Annotated in this window: 15 protein-coding genes; 4 read left to right on the forward strand and 11 right to left on the reverse strand. The window is 71.8% G+C overall.

What is annotated here, in order from left to right; all coding sequences use genetic code 11:
* The first annotated feature begins 205 nt into the window (after positions 1-205).
* Positions 206-1,624: an argininosuccinate lyase gene (gene argH, locus FOZ76_RS10995; protein WP_143948309.1), complete on the forward strand. Its 1,419-nt coding sequence runs from the start codon at positions 206-208 to the stop codon at positions 1,622-1,624.
* A gap of 86 nt (positions 1,625-1,710) precedes the next feature.
* On the opposite strand, the gene FOZ76_RS11000 is transcribed toward argH, so the two are convergent.
* The 11 genes from FOZ76_RS11000 to FOZ76_RS11050 form a co-directional block, all read right to left on the reverse strand.
* Entirely contained in the window at positions 1,711-2,076 is a 366-nt protein-coding gene (locus FOZ76_RS11000; protein ID WP_246129431.1) for a DUF192 domain-containing protein, read from the reverse strand.
* A gap of 80 nt (positions 2,077-2,156) precedes the next feature.
* On the reverse strand, positions 2,157-3,032 hold the full coding sequence (locus tag FOZ76_RS11005; RefSeq protein WP_143948311.1) for a type II secretion system F family protein: 876 nt from the start codon (positions 3,030-3,032) through the stop codon (positions 2,157-2,159).
* 130 nt (positions 3,033-3,162) lie between these two features.
* Entirely contained in the window at positions 3,163-4,008 is an 846-nt protein-coding gene (locus FOZ76_RS11010; protein WP_143948312.1) for a type II secretion system F family protein, read from the reverse strand.
* Positions 4,005-5,651, reverse strand: a complete 1,647-nt coding sequence (locus FOZ76_RS11015) for a TadA family conjugal transfer-associated ATPase (protein ID WP_143948423.1) — start codon at positions 5,649-5,651, stop codon at positions 4,005-4,007. The genes FOZ76_RS11010 and FOZ76_RS11015 overlap by 4 nt, the downstream gene beginning before the upstream one ends.
* Complete coding sequence (locus FOZ76_RS11020; protein WP_170235393.1) at positions 5,651-7,039, reverse strand: type II and III secretion system protein family protein; 1,389 nt, start codon at positions 7,037-7,039, stop codon at positions 5,651-5,653. Before FOZ76_RS11020 ends, FOZ76_RS11015 begins: the two co-directional genes overlap by 1 nt.
* Positions 7,040-7,077: 38 nt before the next feature.
* Entirely contained in the window at positions 7,078-7,965 is an 888-nt protein-coding gene (gene cpaB, locus FOZ76_RS11025) for a Flp pilus assembly protein CpaB (protein WP_143948314.1), read from the reverse strand.
* Between the two features lie 13 nt (positions 7,966-7,978).
* The gene (locus FOZ76_RS11030; protein WP_143948315.1) at positions 7,979-8,206 is read right to left on the reverse strand and encodes a hypothetical protein; all 228 of its coding nucleotides are present in this window, start codon (positions 8,204-8,206) and stop codon (positions 7,979-7,981) included.
* Positions 8,203-8,892, reverse strand: coding sequence for a hypothetical protein (locus FOZ76_RS11035; protein ID WP_143948316.1), 690 nt, complete (start codon positions 8,890-8,892; stop codon positions 8,203-8,205). Before FOZ76_RS11035 ends, FOZ76_RS11030 begins: the two co-directional genes overlap by 4 nt.
* Positions 8,889-9,557 carry a hypothetical protein gene (locus tag FOZ76_RS11040; RefSeq protein WP_143948317.1) on the reverse strand — a complete coding sequence of 223 codons (669 nt, stop codon included), beginning with the start codon at positions 9,555-9,557 and terminating at the stop codon, positions 8,889-8,891. Before FOZ76_RS11040 ends, FOZ76_RS11035 begins: the two co-directional genes overlap by 4 nt.
* A complete protein-coding gene (locus FOZ76_RS11045) occupies positions 9,554-10,963 on the reverse strand; it encodes a pilus assembly protein TadG-related protein (RefSeq protein WP_143948318.1) in 1,410 nt (469 codons plus the stop codon). Before FOZ76_RS11045 ends, FOZ76_RS11040 begins: the two co-directional genes overlap by 4 nt.
* Entirely contained in the window at positions 10,960-11,244 is a 285-nt protein-coding gene (locus tag FOZ76_RS11050) for a hypothetical protein (protein WP_143948424.1), read from the reverse strand. Before FOZ76_RS11050 ends, FOZ76_RS11045 begins: the two co-directional genes overlap by 4 nt.
* 158 nt (positions 11,245-11,402) lie before the next feature.
* Between FOZ76_RS11050 and FOZ76_RS11055 the strand changes: the two genes are divergently transcribed.
* From FOZ76_RS11055 to FOZ76_RS11065, 3 genes are all read left to right on the forward strand, one after another.
* Positions 11,403-12,140, forward strand: a complete 738-nt coding sequence (locus FOZ76_RS11055) for a pseudouridine synthase (protein ID WP_143948319.1) — start codon at positions 11,403-11,405, stop codon at positions 12,138-12,140.
* A gap of 143 nt (positions 12,141-12,283) precedes the next feature.
* Positions 12,284-14,356, forward strand: coding sequence for a sensor histidine kinase (locus FOZ76_RS11060; RefSeq protein WP_143948320.1), 2,073 nt, complete (start codon positions 12,284-12,286; stop codon positions 14,354-14,356).
* A gap of 2 nt (positions 14,357-14,358) precedes the next feature.
* Complete coding sequence (locus FOZ76_RS11065; protein ID WP_211366201.1) at positions 14,359-15,069, forward strand: response regulator transcription factor; 711 nt, start codon at positions 14,359-14,361, stop codon at positions 15,067-15,069.
* Positions 15,070-15,420 lie beyond the last annotated feature (351 nt).

The following is a 15,420-nucleotide window of genomic DNA, read 5'->3' on the forward strand; positions in this document are numbered from 1 at the left end:
GCCGACCCCGGCATTTGCCTGCGAGGCCAACACCACGGAAAGCGCGGGTGCAGCCAGCGGCGCGCTGCCTCGGTGCCAGTGGCGCTCCCGGCACCAGCCGGGCCGGCGGCACCGGGAAGCCGGAGGACGCGCTCGTCGGCGCACCGCACGGCCCGTTCCCCGCCATTCCATTTCCTTTCCGCACCGCTCACAAGCATACATCGCCATGTCGCAATCCACTCCGCCCTCCAATCAGTTCGACAAGAAGGCTCAGGCCTGGTCCGCGCGTTTTTCCGAGCCCGTCTCGGATCTGGTCAAGCGCTATACCGCGTCCGTGGATTTCGACAAGCGCCTGGCCCGTTTCGATATCGAAGGCTCGCTCGCCCACGCCGAGATGCTGCAGTCGGTGGGCGTGCTTTCGGCCGATGACCTGGCCGCCATCCGCGACGGCATGCAGACGATCCTGGCCGAGATCGACGCCGGCAGCTTCGAATGGCTGCTCGACCTGGAAGACGTGCACCTGAACATCGAGAAGCGCCTGGTCGAGCTGGTCGGCGACGCGGGCAAGCGCCTGCATACCGGCCGCTCGCGCAACGACCAGGTGGCGACCGACGTGCGCCTGTGGCTGCGCGCCGAAATCGACATCATCCTCGGCCTGCTGCGCGAGCTGCGCCACGCCCTGGCCACACTCGCCAAGACGCACGCCACCACGATCATGCCGGGCTTCACCCACCTGCAAGTGGCCCAGCCCGTCACCTTCGGCCACCACCTGCTCGCCTATGCCGAGATGTTCGCCCGCGACGCCGAGCGCCTGGCCGACTGCCGCCGCCGCGTGAACCGCCTGCCGTTGGGCGCCGCGGCCCTGGCCGGCACCTCGTTCCCGATCGACCGCGAGCGCGTGGCGCGCACGCTGGGCTTCGACGGCGTCGCCCAGAATTCGCTCGATGCCGTATCCGACCGCGACTTCGCCATCGAATTCTGCGCCGCCGGCGCGCTCGTCATGGTCCACGTCTCGCGGCTGTCCGAGGAACTGGTGCTGTGGATGAGCCCGCGCGTGGGCTTCATCGATCTCGCCGACCGCTTCTGCACCGGCAGCTCGATCATGCCCCAGAAGAAGAACCCCGACGTGCCCGAACTCGCCCGCGGCAAGACCGGCCGCGTCAACGGCCACCTGATGGCCCTGCTCACGCTGATGAAGGGCCAGCCGCTCGCCTACAACAAGGACAACCAGGAAGACAAGGAAGGCCTGTTCGACACCGCCGACACGGTGCGCGACACGCTGCGCATCTTCGCCGACATGGTCGGCGGCATCCACGTCAAGGCCGAGGCCATGCGCGAAGCCGCCCTGCAGGGCTTCGCCACCGCGACCGACCTCGCGGACTACCTCGTCAAGAAAGGCGTGCCCTTTCGCGACGCGCACGAAGTCGTGGCGCACGCCGTGCGCGAATGCGTCGAGCGCGGCTGCGACCTGGCCGACCTCACCGCCGAGGAGCTGCGCGGCTTTCACGCGCAGATCGGCGACGATGTGCACAGCGTCCTGACGCTGGAGGGCTCGGTCGCCGCGCGCGCCCACGTGGGCGGCACCGCCCCGGCCCGCGTGCGGGAACAGGCCGAGCGCGTCCTGGCCGAGACCGCCGGCGCCTGACACCCGTATCGAGCCGCCGGGCCAGCAGCCGGGGCCGGCTCTGCTGGCCCGGCGCCGCGCCCGCGGCTCGCACCGCCGAATCGCGATCAGACGGCCTGCACTGCCACCCCGGCGCACAATCCCAGCCGGGCGGCCTCTCCTGCGGCGAGCTCCAACACGTCCCTGGCGCGCCAACACATGGCCAGCCTTCCCGCGGGCATGCCGGCCACCACCCGGCAGACGCGCCCGTCCCATCCCACGAACACCACATCGATCGCGTAGGCCATGCCCACCGTGTGCACCGCCATGCAGAACGCGAAGCGCAAGGCGACACCCGGCGGCGGCGCCGGCCTGCCGATGAGGCCGCGCCAGCGCCGCCAGCCGCGCGCCGGCTGACAGGACACGCGCAGCGCAGCCTTGCTCCAGGCATCCGGGGTGGCCGGTTCGCCTCGTTGGCGCCGGTCGGCTTGCACGCCAGGGTCGCCTGAGCCGCCTGGGCTGCCACCATGGAGCAGCGGTCGCGGGGCGCCCCGGCCGCGGCACGGCCAGCGGCTCAGCCGCCGAACACGGCCAGGAGCTTCACGACGATCGGAAACGCGATCACGATGAAAGTGCATGGGAAGATGAAGACGATGAGGGGAAAAAGCATCTTGACGGGTGCCTGCAGCGCGCGCTTCTCCGCGCGCAGAAAGCGCTCTGCGCGACGCTGCTCGGCCTGGACTCGCAGCAAGGGGCCCAGGCTCGTGCCCACGGTCTCGGCCTGGATCATCGCCCCCACCCAGGCGCGCACGCCGGGCACGTCGATGCGCTGCGCCATCTGACGGCAGGCCTCGAGGCGGCTCGCGCCCGCCCGGATATCGCCCAGCAGATGCGCGATCTCGTCGCGCAGCGGCCCGGCCGGCCCCTTCTCGACAGCCACGTGCAGCGCGCCCTGCACGTTCAGACCGCCCTCCACGCACAGCGTGGTCATGTCGAGCATGAACGGCAGCGCCCGGGCTATCGCGTCGCGGCGGCGCTGCGCCTGCTCGCGCAGCCACAGCCTCGGCAGGAGCCCGGCGCTCGCGCCCAGAACGGCACACAGCAGCCCGCCCGCAAGCGCCGCATCGAACCGCCACGCCGCGGCGGCGCCCGCGCACGCACCGAGCGCGCCGCACAGGCGGGCCATGGACACCACCTCGGCAGGCAGGAAATCCGCGGGCAGCCCGCCATCGCGGCACCGCTGCGCCGCGACGCGGCGCGCTCCCGCGCTCGGCCACAGCGCCAGCGCGGGCGCAGCCGCCCACGCGAGCGGCCGCAGCCAGCGCCACCACCAGGGCAAGGCGACTGAGGCGGCCATCCGCGGCGGCGTCGGCCACGCCCGCCACGTCACTGCGGCCAGCCCGGCCAGCGCCGCCGCCGCGACACCGCAGAGCAGGACAATCCCCCACATTGCGAGCGTCGGGCCGCCGTTCATCGGCATGCCCTTGCCCTGCGGGACCGCACTGTCGCTGCGGGGGTGGACGTGCCTGCTGCGGATGATGCGACGCAAGCGGTACGGAGGACGGCCGGCCCGGCACGGCTCATACATCCACCTGCACGATGCGCCGGATGAGCAGCAGGCCGGCGGACTCCATGAGCAGCACGACGAGCAGCGTGATCCAGCCCGCCGGGGTGTGCCATAAGGCAGCCATGGCCTGCGGTTCGAGCCGATCGAGCACCAGGGCCAGCAGCGGCGGCAGCGCGGCGACGATCCAGGCCTGCAGCCGGCCCTGGGCGGTGAGCGCATCGATCCGGCCGTGCATGTGCAGGCGCGCGCGCACCATCGCTGCGATCCGGTCCAGGGCTTCGGCCAGGTTGCCGCCCGTCTCGCTGGCGATGCGCAGCGCAGCCACGCTCAGCACGCAGGCTTCCGTGGGCACCCGTACGGCGAAGTCGGCCAGCGAGCGGTCGAACCCCACGCCCAGGCGCTGCTCGCGCAATACCAACTCCAGCTCCTGCCCGAGCGGCGCTGGAGATTCCTGCGCTACCTGGCGCAAGGCCGCCGGCAGACTGATGCCGGCGCGCAAGCCGCCCGCCAGCGCCTGCAGCGCATCGGGAAGCTGGGCGTCCAGACGCTGCCAGCGCCGGCGCCGCAAGCGCTTGAACGACCAGTGCGGCACGAGCAGCCCGGCGCCGCCAGCCAATACCGCCAGCGGCAGGCTCGCCGAGAGCGCCGCGGCCAGCAGACCGGCCAGCAGCGCCAGGGCGACATTGGCGGCCCAGATCCGCGCCGGATCGACGAAGAGAAAAGCCTCCGCCAGGCGCAGCCCGGCTTCGCGCGTGTAGACCGCCCGATAGCGTGCCAGACCCGCCCGCGCCGCTTCCAGCAAGAGCCAGGCTGCCACGCCCGCCGCGCAGGCCGCGACCAGAAGCGCGGCGAACATCACAGCCGGGCCCTGTGCGCGTCGCCGGCCTCGCGATAGAACAGGTCAACGCTGGTCAGCACGCCGGCCTCCCGCCACGCCTCGTAGAAGCTCGGCACCACACCGCCGCTGCGAAAGCCGCCCGCCTCGCCGCCGGCCTCGAACAAGGTCTGCAACTGGATGCGCCCGCTCTCCACGCCGGTGATCTCGACGATCGCGGCAATGCGCCGAGCGCCGCTGGCCGTGCGCACCTGCTGCACCAGAATGTCCAGGCTGGAGGCGATCTGTTCGCGCACCGCGCCGAGCGGCAGATCCATGCCCGCCATCAGCACCAGGGTCTCCAGGCGCGCCAGCGCGTCGCGCGGCGTATTGGCGTGCAGCGTGGTGAGCGAGCCCTCGTGCCCGGTGTTCATGGCCTGGAGCATGTCGAGGGCTTCGGCACCGCGGCATTCGCCGACCACGATGCGATCCGGACGCATGCGCAGGGCGTTGCGCACCAGGTCGCGGATGCTCACCGCGCCGCGGCCCTCGACGTTGGCCGGCCGTGCCTCTAGCGATACCAGGTGCTCGTGGTCCAGGCGCAGCTCGGCGGCGTCCTCGATGGTGACCACCCGCTCGCCGGCCGGGATGAAGCCCGACAGCACATTGAGCAGGGTCGTCTTGCCCGAGCCGGTCCCGCCGGCCACGACGATGTTCTTGCGCTCGCGCACGCACAGCGCGAGGAACTGCGCCATCGGCTCGTCGAGCGCACCGCGCGACACGAGTTCGGGCATCTGCAATCGCCGCGACGGAAACCGGCGTATCGTCAGCGACGGCCCCTTCAAGGCAATCGGCGGGATGATGGCGTTCACGCGCGAGCCGTCCTTCAGGCGGGCGTCGACCATCGGCGAGCTCTCGTCGATGCGGCGCCCGGTGGGCGCGACGATGCGCTCGATGATGCCGAGCACGGCCGCCTCGCTGCTGAAGCCCACGGCATGCCGGAACAATCGTCCCGACTTTTCTATGAAGACCTCGTCGTGCCGGTTGACCATGATCTCGGATATCTCGGCATCCTGCATCAGCAGTTCGAGCGGCCCCAGCCCGACGGCCTCGTCGACGACGGCTGCGCACAGCGCCGCGCGGTCCAGTTCGGCGGGAAGCTCGTGCGCCAGCTCCGCCACCAGGCCGTCGACCAGGCGGCGCGCCTCCTCGCGCAAGGCGGCGTCGCTCATGCGCGAGATGTCGCGCCGGCGCAGATCGATGGCCTCGAGCAGGCCGGCATGCACGCGGCGGCGCCACTCGTCGAAACGCGGATCGTGCGCCGCGGCCTCCTCGCCGCCGCCGGCCGGGAACGCCGCCGCGCCGGCGGGCGCGGCGGGCGTTTCCTCCACCGGGGGAACCATCGCACGGCGCACCTGCAGGCGATGCCCGCCGATGAAAATCTCGTCTTCCGGCCGCACGCCCACTTGCTGCACGACGCGCTTGCCGTTGATCAACGTGCCCGCCAGCGACCCCAGGTCGTCCAGGCCGATTTCGCCTTCCTGTACATACAGGCGCGCATGCTCGCGCGCCACCCGCCAGCCGCCCAGACGCAGGTCGGCGCGCACATCGCGTCCGATGAGCACAGGCGCGAGCCGGCGCTGGACGATGTGGCTGCCGTCTTCGAGCGTGATCGTGAGTTCGAGCATCATGGTCTCTCCAGGGGTGCGCTGTGTTCCGGTCTCAGGGCGAAAGGATCGTGTGCGACCGGCGTGAGCATGCGCAGCGGTTCGGCGAACGTGTCCTCGAGCAGGCGGCGGCCGCGGCGCACCCGTTCGCCCAGCCCCTCGCCGCCCTCGCCGAGGACCACGGGGGTGACGAAGATGGCCAGCTCGGTATCGCGCTGCTGCGTGCGCCGTGCGCGGAACAACGCGCCCAGCACGGGAATGCGCGCCAGGCCCGGGATGCCGTCCTCGTCGGTGACGTGCTCGCGGGACAGGAAGCCGCTGAGCACCAGGGTCTCGCCCGAGCGCACGTTGAACTCGGTGGACGTGCGGCGGGTGCGCAGGGCCGGGCCGCTGCTGGTGGTGACCACAGGGTCGACCGCGCTCACCTCCACGTCGATGCGCGCGCGCACCGCACCGCCGGCGTCGATGCTCGGTGTCACCTCCAGGCCCACGCCATAGGGCTTGAAGGTGGTCGAGGTGTTGCCGTTGGCATCGATGGTTGTATAGGGCAGTTCGCCGCCGGCAAGAAAGCTCGCGGTGGCGCCGCTGCGCGCCATCAGTTGGGGCTGCGCGAGCAGCACCGCATCGCCGCGCTGGGTGAGCGCATGCAGGCGCGAACTGAGCAGCGTGTTCAGGCCGAGATAGCCGACCGCGGGCATGGCGGGAAAGACGGCCGGCAGCACCGGGCTGCCCGGCGCCGCGCTCAGCCGGCCGAGCGAACCGGCGTCCCAGGCCGCGCCGACATTCAGGCCCGGCGCGACGCCGTCCCAGCGCACGCCGAGGTCTTGGACGCGCGAGCGCGGCAGTTCGAGCACCTGCACATCGATCATGACCATGCGGTCCCAACCCACCCGGCCGGTGAAATCGACCACCTGGGGATAGCGCGCCGCCAGCTCCGCCACGCGCGCCCGGTCGTCGTCCGAGAGATCCTCGCCTTCGACGACCAGCTTGTCGCCCAGCGCGGTGCTGCGCGCATTGGGGATGCGGGCGAGCAACTGCGCCAGTTCGGCGCGCACGCGGCGCGATTCGCCGGGCACGACGTCCACGCGCATGGAGCGGCTGCTGCCATCGCGCGCCCACATGACCAGCGAGCTGCTGCCCGCGGCCCGCGCGAAGACCACCACTTCACGGCCATCCGCCGCCACGGCATGCAGGACGGCGCCATCGCCCACCGCAATGCGCGCCACGTCGGGCGCGGCCACGACGCGCGTCTCGCCGACGAACATCTCGAGCTGCGCGCTGTCGGGCAAGGGCTGATCGAGCACGGCTGCGGCGCGCTCCGGCGGCGGTGCGGCCCATTGCGCCCAGCGCGCATCCGCCGCGCCGGTGGCCGTGCCGAACGGCGCGCAGAGCGCCAGCACCGCCAGCATGCACGCTCTGCGTGCGCGGCACCCCGCAACCCGCCTCCTCATGGCGCATCCCCGTCCATGCCGTGCGCCCAGTCGCCCGCGAAACCGCGCAGCCCGTCCACGACTCGAGACTCGCCGTCCAGCGTCGGCATGACGCTGGGCGCGCGATCGCCGAAGATCACCGGCACGACGCGCGGGCGCGGCGCAGGCGCCGGCATGCCGAGCAGAGTGGCCAGATCGCCTCCCTCGAATGCGGCCGCGGCGCCGGTGTCGCCCGGCCTGCGCAGCATGGCGGCGATCGACCCCTGCTGGCGCGCCGCGACCAGCCGCACGGCATCGGCGGGCGTGGCCTCCAGCGTCACGGTGGCGAAGCCATCGCCCGCTTCGTCGCGCGCGTCGGCGCGCTGCCTGCCGGTCGCGAGCACGCCGGCCTCGCCCAGCAGCAGCCGCGTGACCCGGCGGCCGCCGTGCTCGAACGAGACATACAGGTCGATGACATCGCCCGGCTCCAGCATGCCCGACAACGAATTGATCTCGTCCACGGCGATCGTGACCGCGCGGCGCCCGGGTGCGAGCTGGGCGGAGAATGCCGACCTCGTGCCGAGCTGCAGGTCGGACCAGCGCACCACTTCGCCGGCGGTCAGCGCGCGCACCAGCGGCGCCCCGGCGATCGCGTCGAAATCCTCGGGACGCAACGCGTCGCCAGGCAGCCATGCGACAGGCACCGCGCGCACCGCGGCCGCATCGGCGGATAGCATCGTCCCGGCGCCAAGCATGCGGTCGGCGACGACGACCGGCGCGGTCTCGACACGATGCCTGGCCTGCAGTTGCGCCTCTACGTCGGCAAGATGGCGATGCACCAGCCAGGCGGCGGCCGTGCCGGCAAGCAGCGCGAGCAGCAGCAACGCGTAGCGGACATCGAGACGAAACCTGCGCCAGGACACCATCGCCTGCGCCTCCTCAGACCGGCAGCGCGAGCGCGGCCGCGAAACGTCCGTACCAGATGGCGAGCGCACGCAGCCAGACACCGGCCATGCCGCGCTCGCCGTCGCCCCATGCCGGCGCGAACAGCAGCAAGGCCAGCAGCGCACCGATCACCAGCGCCTCCACCAGTACCTGACCGGCAGCGCGCGGCGCCCGCCCGGCATGCCGGGCCGCCCTGCCGGGATTCGCTGCAGCATGCGTCACGGCAGGTCTCCGGTTGCGCGATGGACGAAGACGCGGGTCGGCGTGCCCGCCTGAACCGCGATGAGCAGCCGTTCGCCCGACGCCGCATGACGCCAGGACGAGACCTCGCGGTTGGCGGACGCCTGCGCGGCCCAGCCATGACGCCGCAGCGTGGCGTCGATGTGCCTGGCCAGGGCCGGCGAACTCCAGCCCGGCGCCTGGTAGACCGCCTGCGCGCTCGGGGCGCCTTCGTCCACGAGCAACAACGTCTCGACGCCGGCCGGCAGCCAGAACGGCAGCGCGTTGCGCGGTTGCGTCGGCGGCTCCGCCGGCGCCTGCAACGAAGACAGCACCCCCAGCGTTCCGTCGCCGCTGGCGCGCAAGGTCAGCAGCCACGGCAGCGCCTCGCCGGACGGCGCCAGCACCAGCGCGCCGTCGTGGGCGAAGACGCGCAACGCCGTCTGCGTATGGCGCGCGATATGTTCCAGCACGCGCTGCGGCGGCTGCCCGACGTGCAGCAGCACGGCGTCGAGCGCCGCGCCATGCGCGCGCCAGCGCGGCAGCGCATCGGCGCGGGTATCGGCCGGCACGCTCAGGCCGTGGCGCGCGAGCGCCTGCAGCGCCGCGCTGTCCGCGTGGCATGCCGCCGAGCCGGCCAGAGCCAGGCCCCAGGCGAGCAGCCCCGCAGCCCGCGGCATGCGCTTCATGGCGCGCTCCCATGCAGGCGCGCGGCCGGTACGAGGCCGGCCCACGCCGCCAACCATTCGACCCCGCCCCTTGCGCGTGGCCAGCCCGCGTCGGCCTGGTGCGCCGGCCCGATGACGGGACTCGCGGCCGCGGCAGACGCCTGTGCCGCCCGCGCCCAGCCGGCGCCGCCCCGCGCGAGCCGCTGCTGGACATCGACATCGCTGCCGGCGTGGCCCGCACCGCGCAGGATGGCGCTGGCTCGGCGCACCACGAGGGCAGCGCCATCCGGGCCGCTCACGCCAGCCGAGACTCGGAACACCTGGACGCCGGTATCCTCGGCGCCCCAATCGCGCCGCAAGGCGGTTGCGGCGGCGTGCCCCGCGCCCGGCTCGCCCTGCGCCGGCAGGTTCCGCCGGGACACCTGCCGGGCAAGCCCGGCCGGCGCCCGCCAGGTTCGCGCCTCGACGGGCGTCCCGCCGCTGGCAAGAATGTGCGCCGACGCCTCGAGCACCGTGGCCCGCGTCGCCTGCATCGCGACCGCATGGCTGGCGTGGGCGACACCCAGCGCTGCGTCCAGGAAGCGGCCGGTCCAGACCACCGCCCAGAACAAGGCCGCCAGGGCCACCAGCGCGACCGCCGCCTCGGCCAGGGCCTGCCCACGGATGCGCGGCGCGCGCTGCATCACGCGCCCTCCTGGCGGCGCCGGGCTTCGGCCGCCTCGGCGGGCGACACCGGCACCAGCCGTGCCTGCCAATAGGGATGGAACAGGTTCGGCGCCTCGTCGCGGCCGTCGGCGCGCGCCTGCGGACGCACGAAGTAGGTCTCGGCGGCGCTGACGGCGGCCAGCGCACCGCCGGGCAGCCGGGTCCCGCCCGGCCAGCGACCGCCCACGGCCACCTGGCTGGCCCGGTCCAGCGTCGGGATGCTGGATGCCGGGCGCAGCGCCCGGATCGCGAAGCGCAGCGGCCCGTCGGCGCGCTCGACGGCGAGCCCCATGTAGCCCGGCAGGCCACGGGCAGGCCAGCGCACCCGGGCGGCATGCCCGTAGGAGGTGGCGAGCGGATTGCCGCTGCCCCCGGCGATGTCCCAGTCCGTGTGCTCGCGCACCCAGCGCCAGAAGTCCTGTGCTCCGAAATCCGTCGGCGGCGTCTCGACATGCTGCTCGGGCGCGGCGGGCTGGCCGCTCCCGGTATGGCCCCAGCCCATGGGGTACTCGCGGAAGTAGCAGCCGATCCAACGGTTCGAGCGCAGCGCGTGATAGGACTGCGTATCGGCGGAAGCCCAGGTGTCGTAGCCTTCCCAGCGGGTCGCGCCGCGCCGGCGCAGTTCGTGGCGCTTCGCCGGGCAACGCGGGCTGACCACCCAGGCATTGCGCGCGGTCGCGTCGCGCGGCTGGAGAAAGCCGTAGCGCGCCGTGGCGGCCAGCACCAGCTCGCGCATATCGGCACGGGCCGCCCCCTGCCTGGCAGCGACGAAACCCGGCAGGCCATCGTCCAGGAAGGCCGGATCGAGCACGAATTCCGTCCCGCCCGGCGCGCTGCCCGGCGCATAGTGTTCACCGAGCACCGCCTGCATGGCGGCCCAGCGCGTGGCCGGCAAGGACGCGACGATGGCGCGCTGGGCCTGCCACAACACGTCGTTGACCACCCGGTCGTGTTCGGCGAAGGCGGCGGACAACGCGAGCATGGCCGGCGCCGCGAGCGAGCGGCCCGCCAGGGCCGAGGCGTAGGCCGCGCCGTGCGCCGGCCCGAACAGCATGCCGACCAGGGTCGTCGGCGGATTGCGCAGCGCCGCGCGAGCCCCCTCGGTCTGCACGAACTGCGCCGCCGACGCGTAGGTGACCAGGTGCGCCATCGCCACCTGGTGGGCGACCTGCGCGCGATTGATATGCGCCAGCAGGTTGAGCGCGCGGGCCTGCGCCAGCGCGCCGCTGTAGGCGGCGGCGTCGGCGCCCTGCGTGAGCCGGGACTTGTCGTGTACGAGCTGGCCCGCGTCGTACAGCCTGAGCCACGCCGCGATGCCGAGCAGCAGGACGAACACCGCGAGCACCATCGCCTGTCCGCGTAGACGCTGCCTGGAGCGGCGCGTCATGGCGTGCCGCCCAGTCCGGCGTTGCCGGTGAAGTTCTTGAGCGAGCGCGCACTGGTCTGCGTGGCGGCGCGTGCCGAGGCCTCCTGCGCCGCACGCGACTCGGCCGTGCCGTCCTCGCCCGCCAGCTCGCGCGCCATGGCTGCGGTCTGCGAACGGATCACCTGGCCGAACGACTGGTACACGGCAATCGCCGCCACCGCGATCAACGCAACGATGATGATGTACTCGGTCATCCCCTGCCCCCGCTGGCGCGCGTGCGCGCCGCTGCCCCGCCTTGCCATCCGCATGCCGGCCTCCTCGCTGGTCTGGATGCCAGTGTGGCGGCGCCGGTCCGGCCCGCCTATTCGTGGATGCCGACATGGACCAAACCCACGCACCCCGCCGCGCCGCCCGCGCGCGACGCCGTACAATCGCGGACTCACGTCCGCACGCCCGTCCCATGGAAGAACCTGTCCGCATCTCCAAGCTGCTAGCCGAACGCGGCATCTGTTCGCGCCGCGAAGCCGACAGCTACATCGAGCGTGGCTGGGTGCTCCTGGACGGCAAGCCCGTCACCGAGCTCGGCACCAAGGCCCTGCCCAGCCAGGAGCTCACGCTCAGCAAGTCGGCCCAGACGGTCCAGACCGCTCGCGTCACCATCGTGCTCAACAAGCCGGTGGGCTACGTCTCGGGGCAGGCCGAGCGCGGTTATCGGCCGGCCGTCTCGCTCATCCAGGCGCAGACCCGCTATCGCGGCGACGATGCGCCGCTGCGCTTTTCGCCGGCGCACCTGCGCGGGCTGGCGCCGGCGGGCCGCCTGGACATCGATTCGCAGGGCCTGCTGATCCTGACCCAGGATGGCCGCGTGGCACGCACGCTGATCGGCGAAGACTCCACCGTCGACAAGGAGTATCTGGTGCGCGTGCAGGGCCGGTTGGCCGAGAGCGGGCTGGCCCTGCTCAACCATGGCCTGGAGCTGGACGGCCGCAAGCTCAAGCCGGCGCGCGTCGTCTGGCAGAACGCCGATCAACTGCGCTTCGTGCTGCGCGAAGGCCGCAAGCGGCAGATCCGGCGCATGTGCGAGCTGGTCGGGCTGAAGGTGGTCGGCCTCAAACGCGTGCGCATCGGCGACGTTCGCCTGGGCGACCTGCCGGTCGGCCAGTGGCGCTATCTGCGGCGCGGCGAACGCATCGGCTGATCCCGCGCCGCCCGCCCCACCGTTCCCGTGCGCCCGTCAGGGTGCGGCACAAAGCGCAAGGCGCACAGGCACGCTGGCAAGCCGGCGCCGCATCGGCGAAGATCCGGGTTCTCCACCTACCTTTTCCCAACACAGACGACGACATGGCGCGCGCCGACGAACACTCGCGCAACGAGGCCGGCCTGTCCGGCGCAGCGACCGCGCCGGACACGCATCAGGCAGCGTGGCGACGCCACCTCGGCATGGGAGGTGTCCAGGCCACGCCGCTGCCGGGCAAATCCGTGCTGCTGGTGGGCTGCGTGCTTTTCTGGCTGTGCCTGCTGTTCGCCGGGCCTCCCCAGCAGAATCCCACCTTCGCAATCGGGCGCGACATCCCTTACCGCTACCTGCTGGACCCGGCCGGCGAGGTCTCGTTCGACGCCTTCCTCGCCATGCCCGATGAAGCCCTCGCGCTCGGCCAGCGCCCCATGTCCGAAGGCTATGTACGGGACGTGGCATGGCTGCGTTTCCACATTCCCGGCACGGCGTTCGCCGAAGGCGAACTCTGGCTCAAGCTGAGCCCCAACTACCTGGATTCGGTGACCGTCTACCTGCGGCCGGAGGGCGCGCCGCAGGGCTGGGTCGAGCGGCGCGCCGGCGACCGCATGGGCGCGCGCGCCGGCGACATCGACTACCGCTACACCGTGCTGCGCCTGGCGCCGCCCGCACAAGGCGGTGGCCACGAGGTCGTCATGCGCATCCAGACCACCAGCGCGCTGCTGGTCGAGCCCACGCTGTGGCAGCCCGCGGCCTTCACCGACCACGCGTTGCGCGACACGGCCTTCTGGAGCTTCTATTTCGGCATCGGCGCGCTGTCCTCGGCGCTCGCCCTGCTGCTCGCCATCGGCCTGAAGACGCGCCTGCTCTGGTCGGTCATTCCCTTCTCGTTCACCTACCTGCTGGTCGCGTCCATCCAGGGCTACATCGGCTGGGGCGATGCCGACTGGCGCCTCACGCTGCAGCACTACCTGACGGGGACCCTGTCGCTGCTGGGCTATCCGGCCCTGATCTGGATGTGCACCGAAGCGCTGGACATCCGCCTGCGCTTTCCACGCGTCTATCGCTGGCTGGTCGCCAGCTTCTGCCTGGGCCTGCTGTTTCCTCTCAGCATCCCCCTCGATCTCTACGGCGAGACGGTGCGCGTGTTCACGGTCCTCGCGTTCGCCAACGCCCTGGTGATCGCCGCATGCTCGCTGCGGCTGTGGTGGCGCTGGGGCTTGAGCCACCTCAACCTCGCGTTCGGCATCCTGCCGCTGTTCTATGTCGTGTCGGGCCTGATGGCGGTCCTGATCACGACGGCGACCATCGACTATGCGCCGCGCATGTACACCCTGTGGCAGTCCAGCATGATGATCATCATGATGGCCACCATGCTGCTGGTCATGGCCGTCGGCGTCTACCGCATCCGGCACGAGCGCCGCACCCACTGGGAGCGCGAACAGCTCGCGCGCGAACTGCGCATGGAACGCGAGGCGAGCTTTCACCAGCGCCAGTTCATGGGCATGGTGTCGCACGAGTTCCGCACACCGTTGGCGGTGATCTCGGGGACGCTGGAGAATCTGCTCGCGCAGCCGACCGAGGATGCGCGCGTGCGCCAGCGCTACGACAAGATCCAGCGCGCCGCCAATCGCCTGGTCCAGCTCACCGACAACTGCCTGGCCGACGCCCGGCTCTCGGCCGGCACGCTCTATCTGGACACCGTACCGACGCCGCTGCTGCCGCTGCTCGAATCCGCGGCCTCGCTGGTCGAGGTGGGCGATACCCACGACCTGCGCATCACGCTCGACGGCCTGCCCGTGCCGCACGGCGTTGACGCGGGGCCGGTGCTCCCGGCCGATGCCGCGCTCCTGCGCATCTGTCTGTCCAACCTGCTGGACAACGCGGTGAAGTACACGCCGGCCGGCACCATACGCGTCGACGTACAGGTTGGCGATAATCGCATCGTCGTATCGATCTCGGATCGGGGCCCCGGCATCCCGGCGGCGCAGGCCGAGGAAGTCTTCGAGCGCTATCGGCGCGGCGCGCGGCCGGACGCCGAGCGCGCCGGTTCGGGCCTGGGCCTGTTCGTGTCCCGCCAGATCGCCCGCGCCCATGGCGGCGAGCTGACACTGGCCGCGAACACGGCGCACGGCTGCCGCTTCGATCTCGTCCTGCCCACGGCCTGCACAGCCGGATGACCATGCCCGACAGCAAACCCCGCCTCGCCCTCGTCGAAGACCACCAGGATCTCCAGGAGGAACTCATGTTCTTCCTGGAGGCCCGGGGCTATCCGGTGTGGGCCGCGTCCAGCGCCGAATCCTTCTGGCGGCAACTGCACGCGAACCCGGTCGACATCGTGCTGGTCGACCTGGGCCTGCCCGGCGAGGACGGCTTCAGCATGTTGGATTACCTGCGCGAACTCAAACGCTACGGCGTGATCGTCGTCACGGCCCGCGGCAGCCAGCAGGACCGGCTGCGCGGGCTGAACCTGGGCGCCGATCTGTATCTGGTCAAGCCCGTGAACTTCGCCCAGCTCGCGCGCGACATCGACGCGCTCTGGCAGCGCCTGCGCGAAGACCCCGCCGTACCGGCCCGCCCCCAGGGCGCGGCCGTCGCGCCCTGGACTCTCGACGAGGTCGAATCCAGCCTGGTCTGGCCCAGCGGCGCGATGCTCAAGCTCACCCGCCAGGAGTACGCCCTGCTCGAGATCCTCAACCGCCACCCGGGCGAGGTCTATGCCAAGAGCATGCTGCACGACCTCCTGTTCGGCCACGAGGAAGACGCCGACACCCATCGCGTGGACGTGATCCTCAGCCGCCTGCGCCAGAAAGCCACGCAGAAGAAGCTGCGCCTGCCGGTGCGCACAGTCTTCGGGCGCGGGGTCGCCCTGGTCACCGACGCGCGCGACTGAGCGCGACGACGCCTCGACGCGCGCGAGCCAGCGCGCTCACTACCTTTTCCGCTTGCACCACGTCGGCCTTGCGCAGTCGGCCGGCGCGAGCGGCTGTGCGCGCAACTCGCACATGCTGAGAGATTTGAGAGAAACGAGACTGACACAGTCGGAAAGACTTCGGCACACTCGTCACGCCAAGTAACGTTACTCGATACATCGACGCACCGAATGTGTGCATGAACACCCGCATGCAAGTCCTTTACGCGCGCTATGCAAGCCTTCCCCGTCTGCGGCGAACCGGGCCGGTCGACCCGACCCCGGACACGCCGCAAACACGCCCCGAGCTCGTCCGCACACCGCCCCCGGCGC

This window comes from Verticiella sediminum (assembly GCF_007558815.1).
GTDB classification, from domain to species: Bacteria; Pseudomonadota; Gammaproteobacteria; order Burkholderiales; family Burkholderiaceae_B; genus Verticiella; species Verticiella sediminum.

Excerpts from the sequence above, each read along its gene's own strand:
- argH (WP_143948309.1), top strand. The coding sequence starts at position 206 with ATGTCGCAATCCACTCCGCCCTCCAATCAGTTCGACAAGAAGGCTCAG.
- FOZ76_RS11005 (WP_143948311.1), bottom strand. The coding sequence starts at position 3,032 with ATGTGGGGGATTGTCCTGCTCTGCGGTGTCGCGGCGGCGGCGCTGGCC.
- FOZ76_RS11015 (WP_143948423.1), bottom strand. The coding sequence starts at position 5,651 with ATGCTCGAACTCACGATCACGCTCGAAGACGGCAGCCACATCGTCCAG.
- FOZ76_RS11020 (WP_170235393.1), bottom strand. The coding sequence starts at position 7,039 with ATGCTGGCGGTGCTGGCGCTCTGCGCGCCGTTCGGCACGGCCACCGGC.
- cpaB (WP_143948314.1), bottom strand. The coding sequence starts at position 7,965 with ATGGTGTCCTGGCGCAGGTTTCGTCTCGATGTCCGCTACGCGTTGCTG.
- FOZ76_RS11035 (WP_143948316.1), bottom strand. The coding sequence starts at position 8,892 with ATGAAGCGCATGCCGCGGGCTGCGGGGCTGCTCGCCTGGGGCCTGGCT.
- FOZ76_RS11045 (WP_143948318.1), bottom strand. The coding sequence starts at position 10,963 with ATGACGCGCCGCTCCAGGCAGCGTCTACGCGGACAGGCGATGGTGCTC.
- FOZ76_RS11050 (WP_143948424.1), bottom strand. The coding sequence starts at position 11,244 with ATGGCAAGGCGGGGCAGCGGCGCGCACGCGCGCCAGCGGGGGCAGGGG.
- FOZ76_RS11055 (WP_143948319.1), top strand. The coding sequence starts at position 11,403 with ATGGAAGAACCTGTCCGCATCTCCAAGCTGCTAGCCGAACGCGGCATC.
- FOZ76_RS11060 (WP_143948320.1), top strand. The coding sequence starts at position 12,284 with ATGGCGCGCGCCGACGAACACTCGCGCAACGAGGCCGGCCTGTCCGGC.
- FOZ76_RS11065 (WP_211366201.1), top strand. The coding sequence starts at position 14,359 with ATGCCCGACAGCAAACCCCGCCTCGCCCTCGTCGAAGACCACCAGGAT.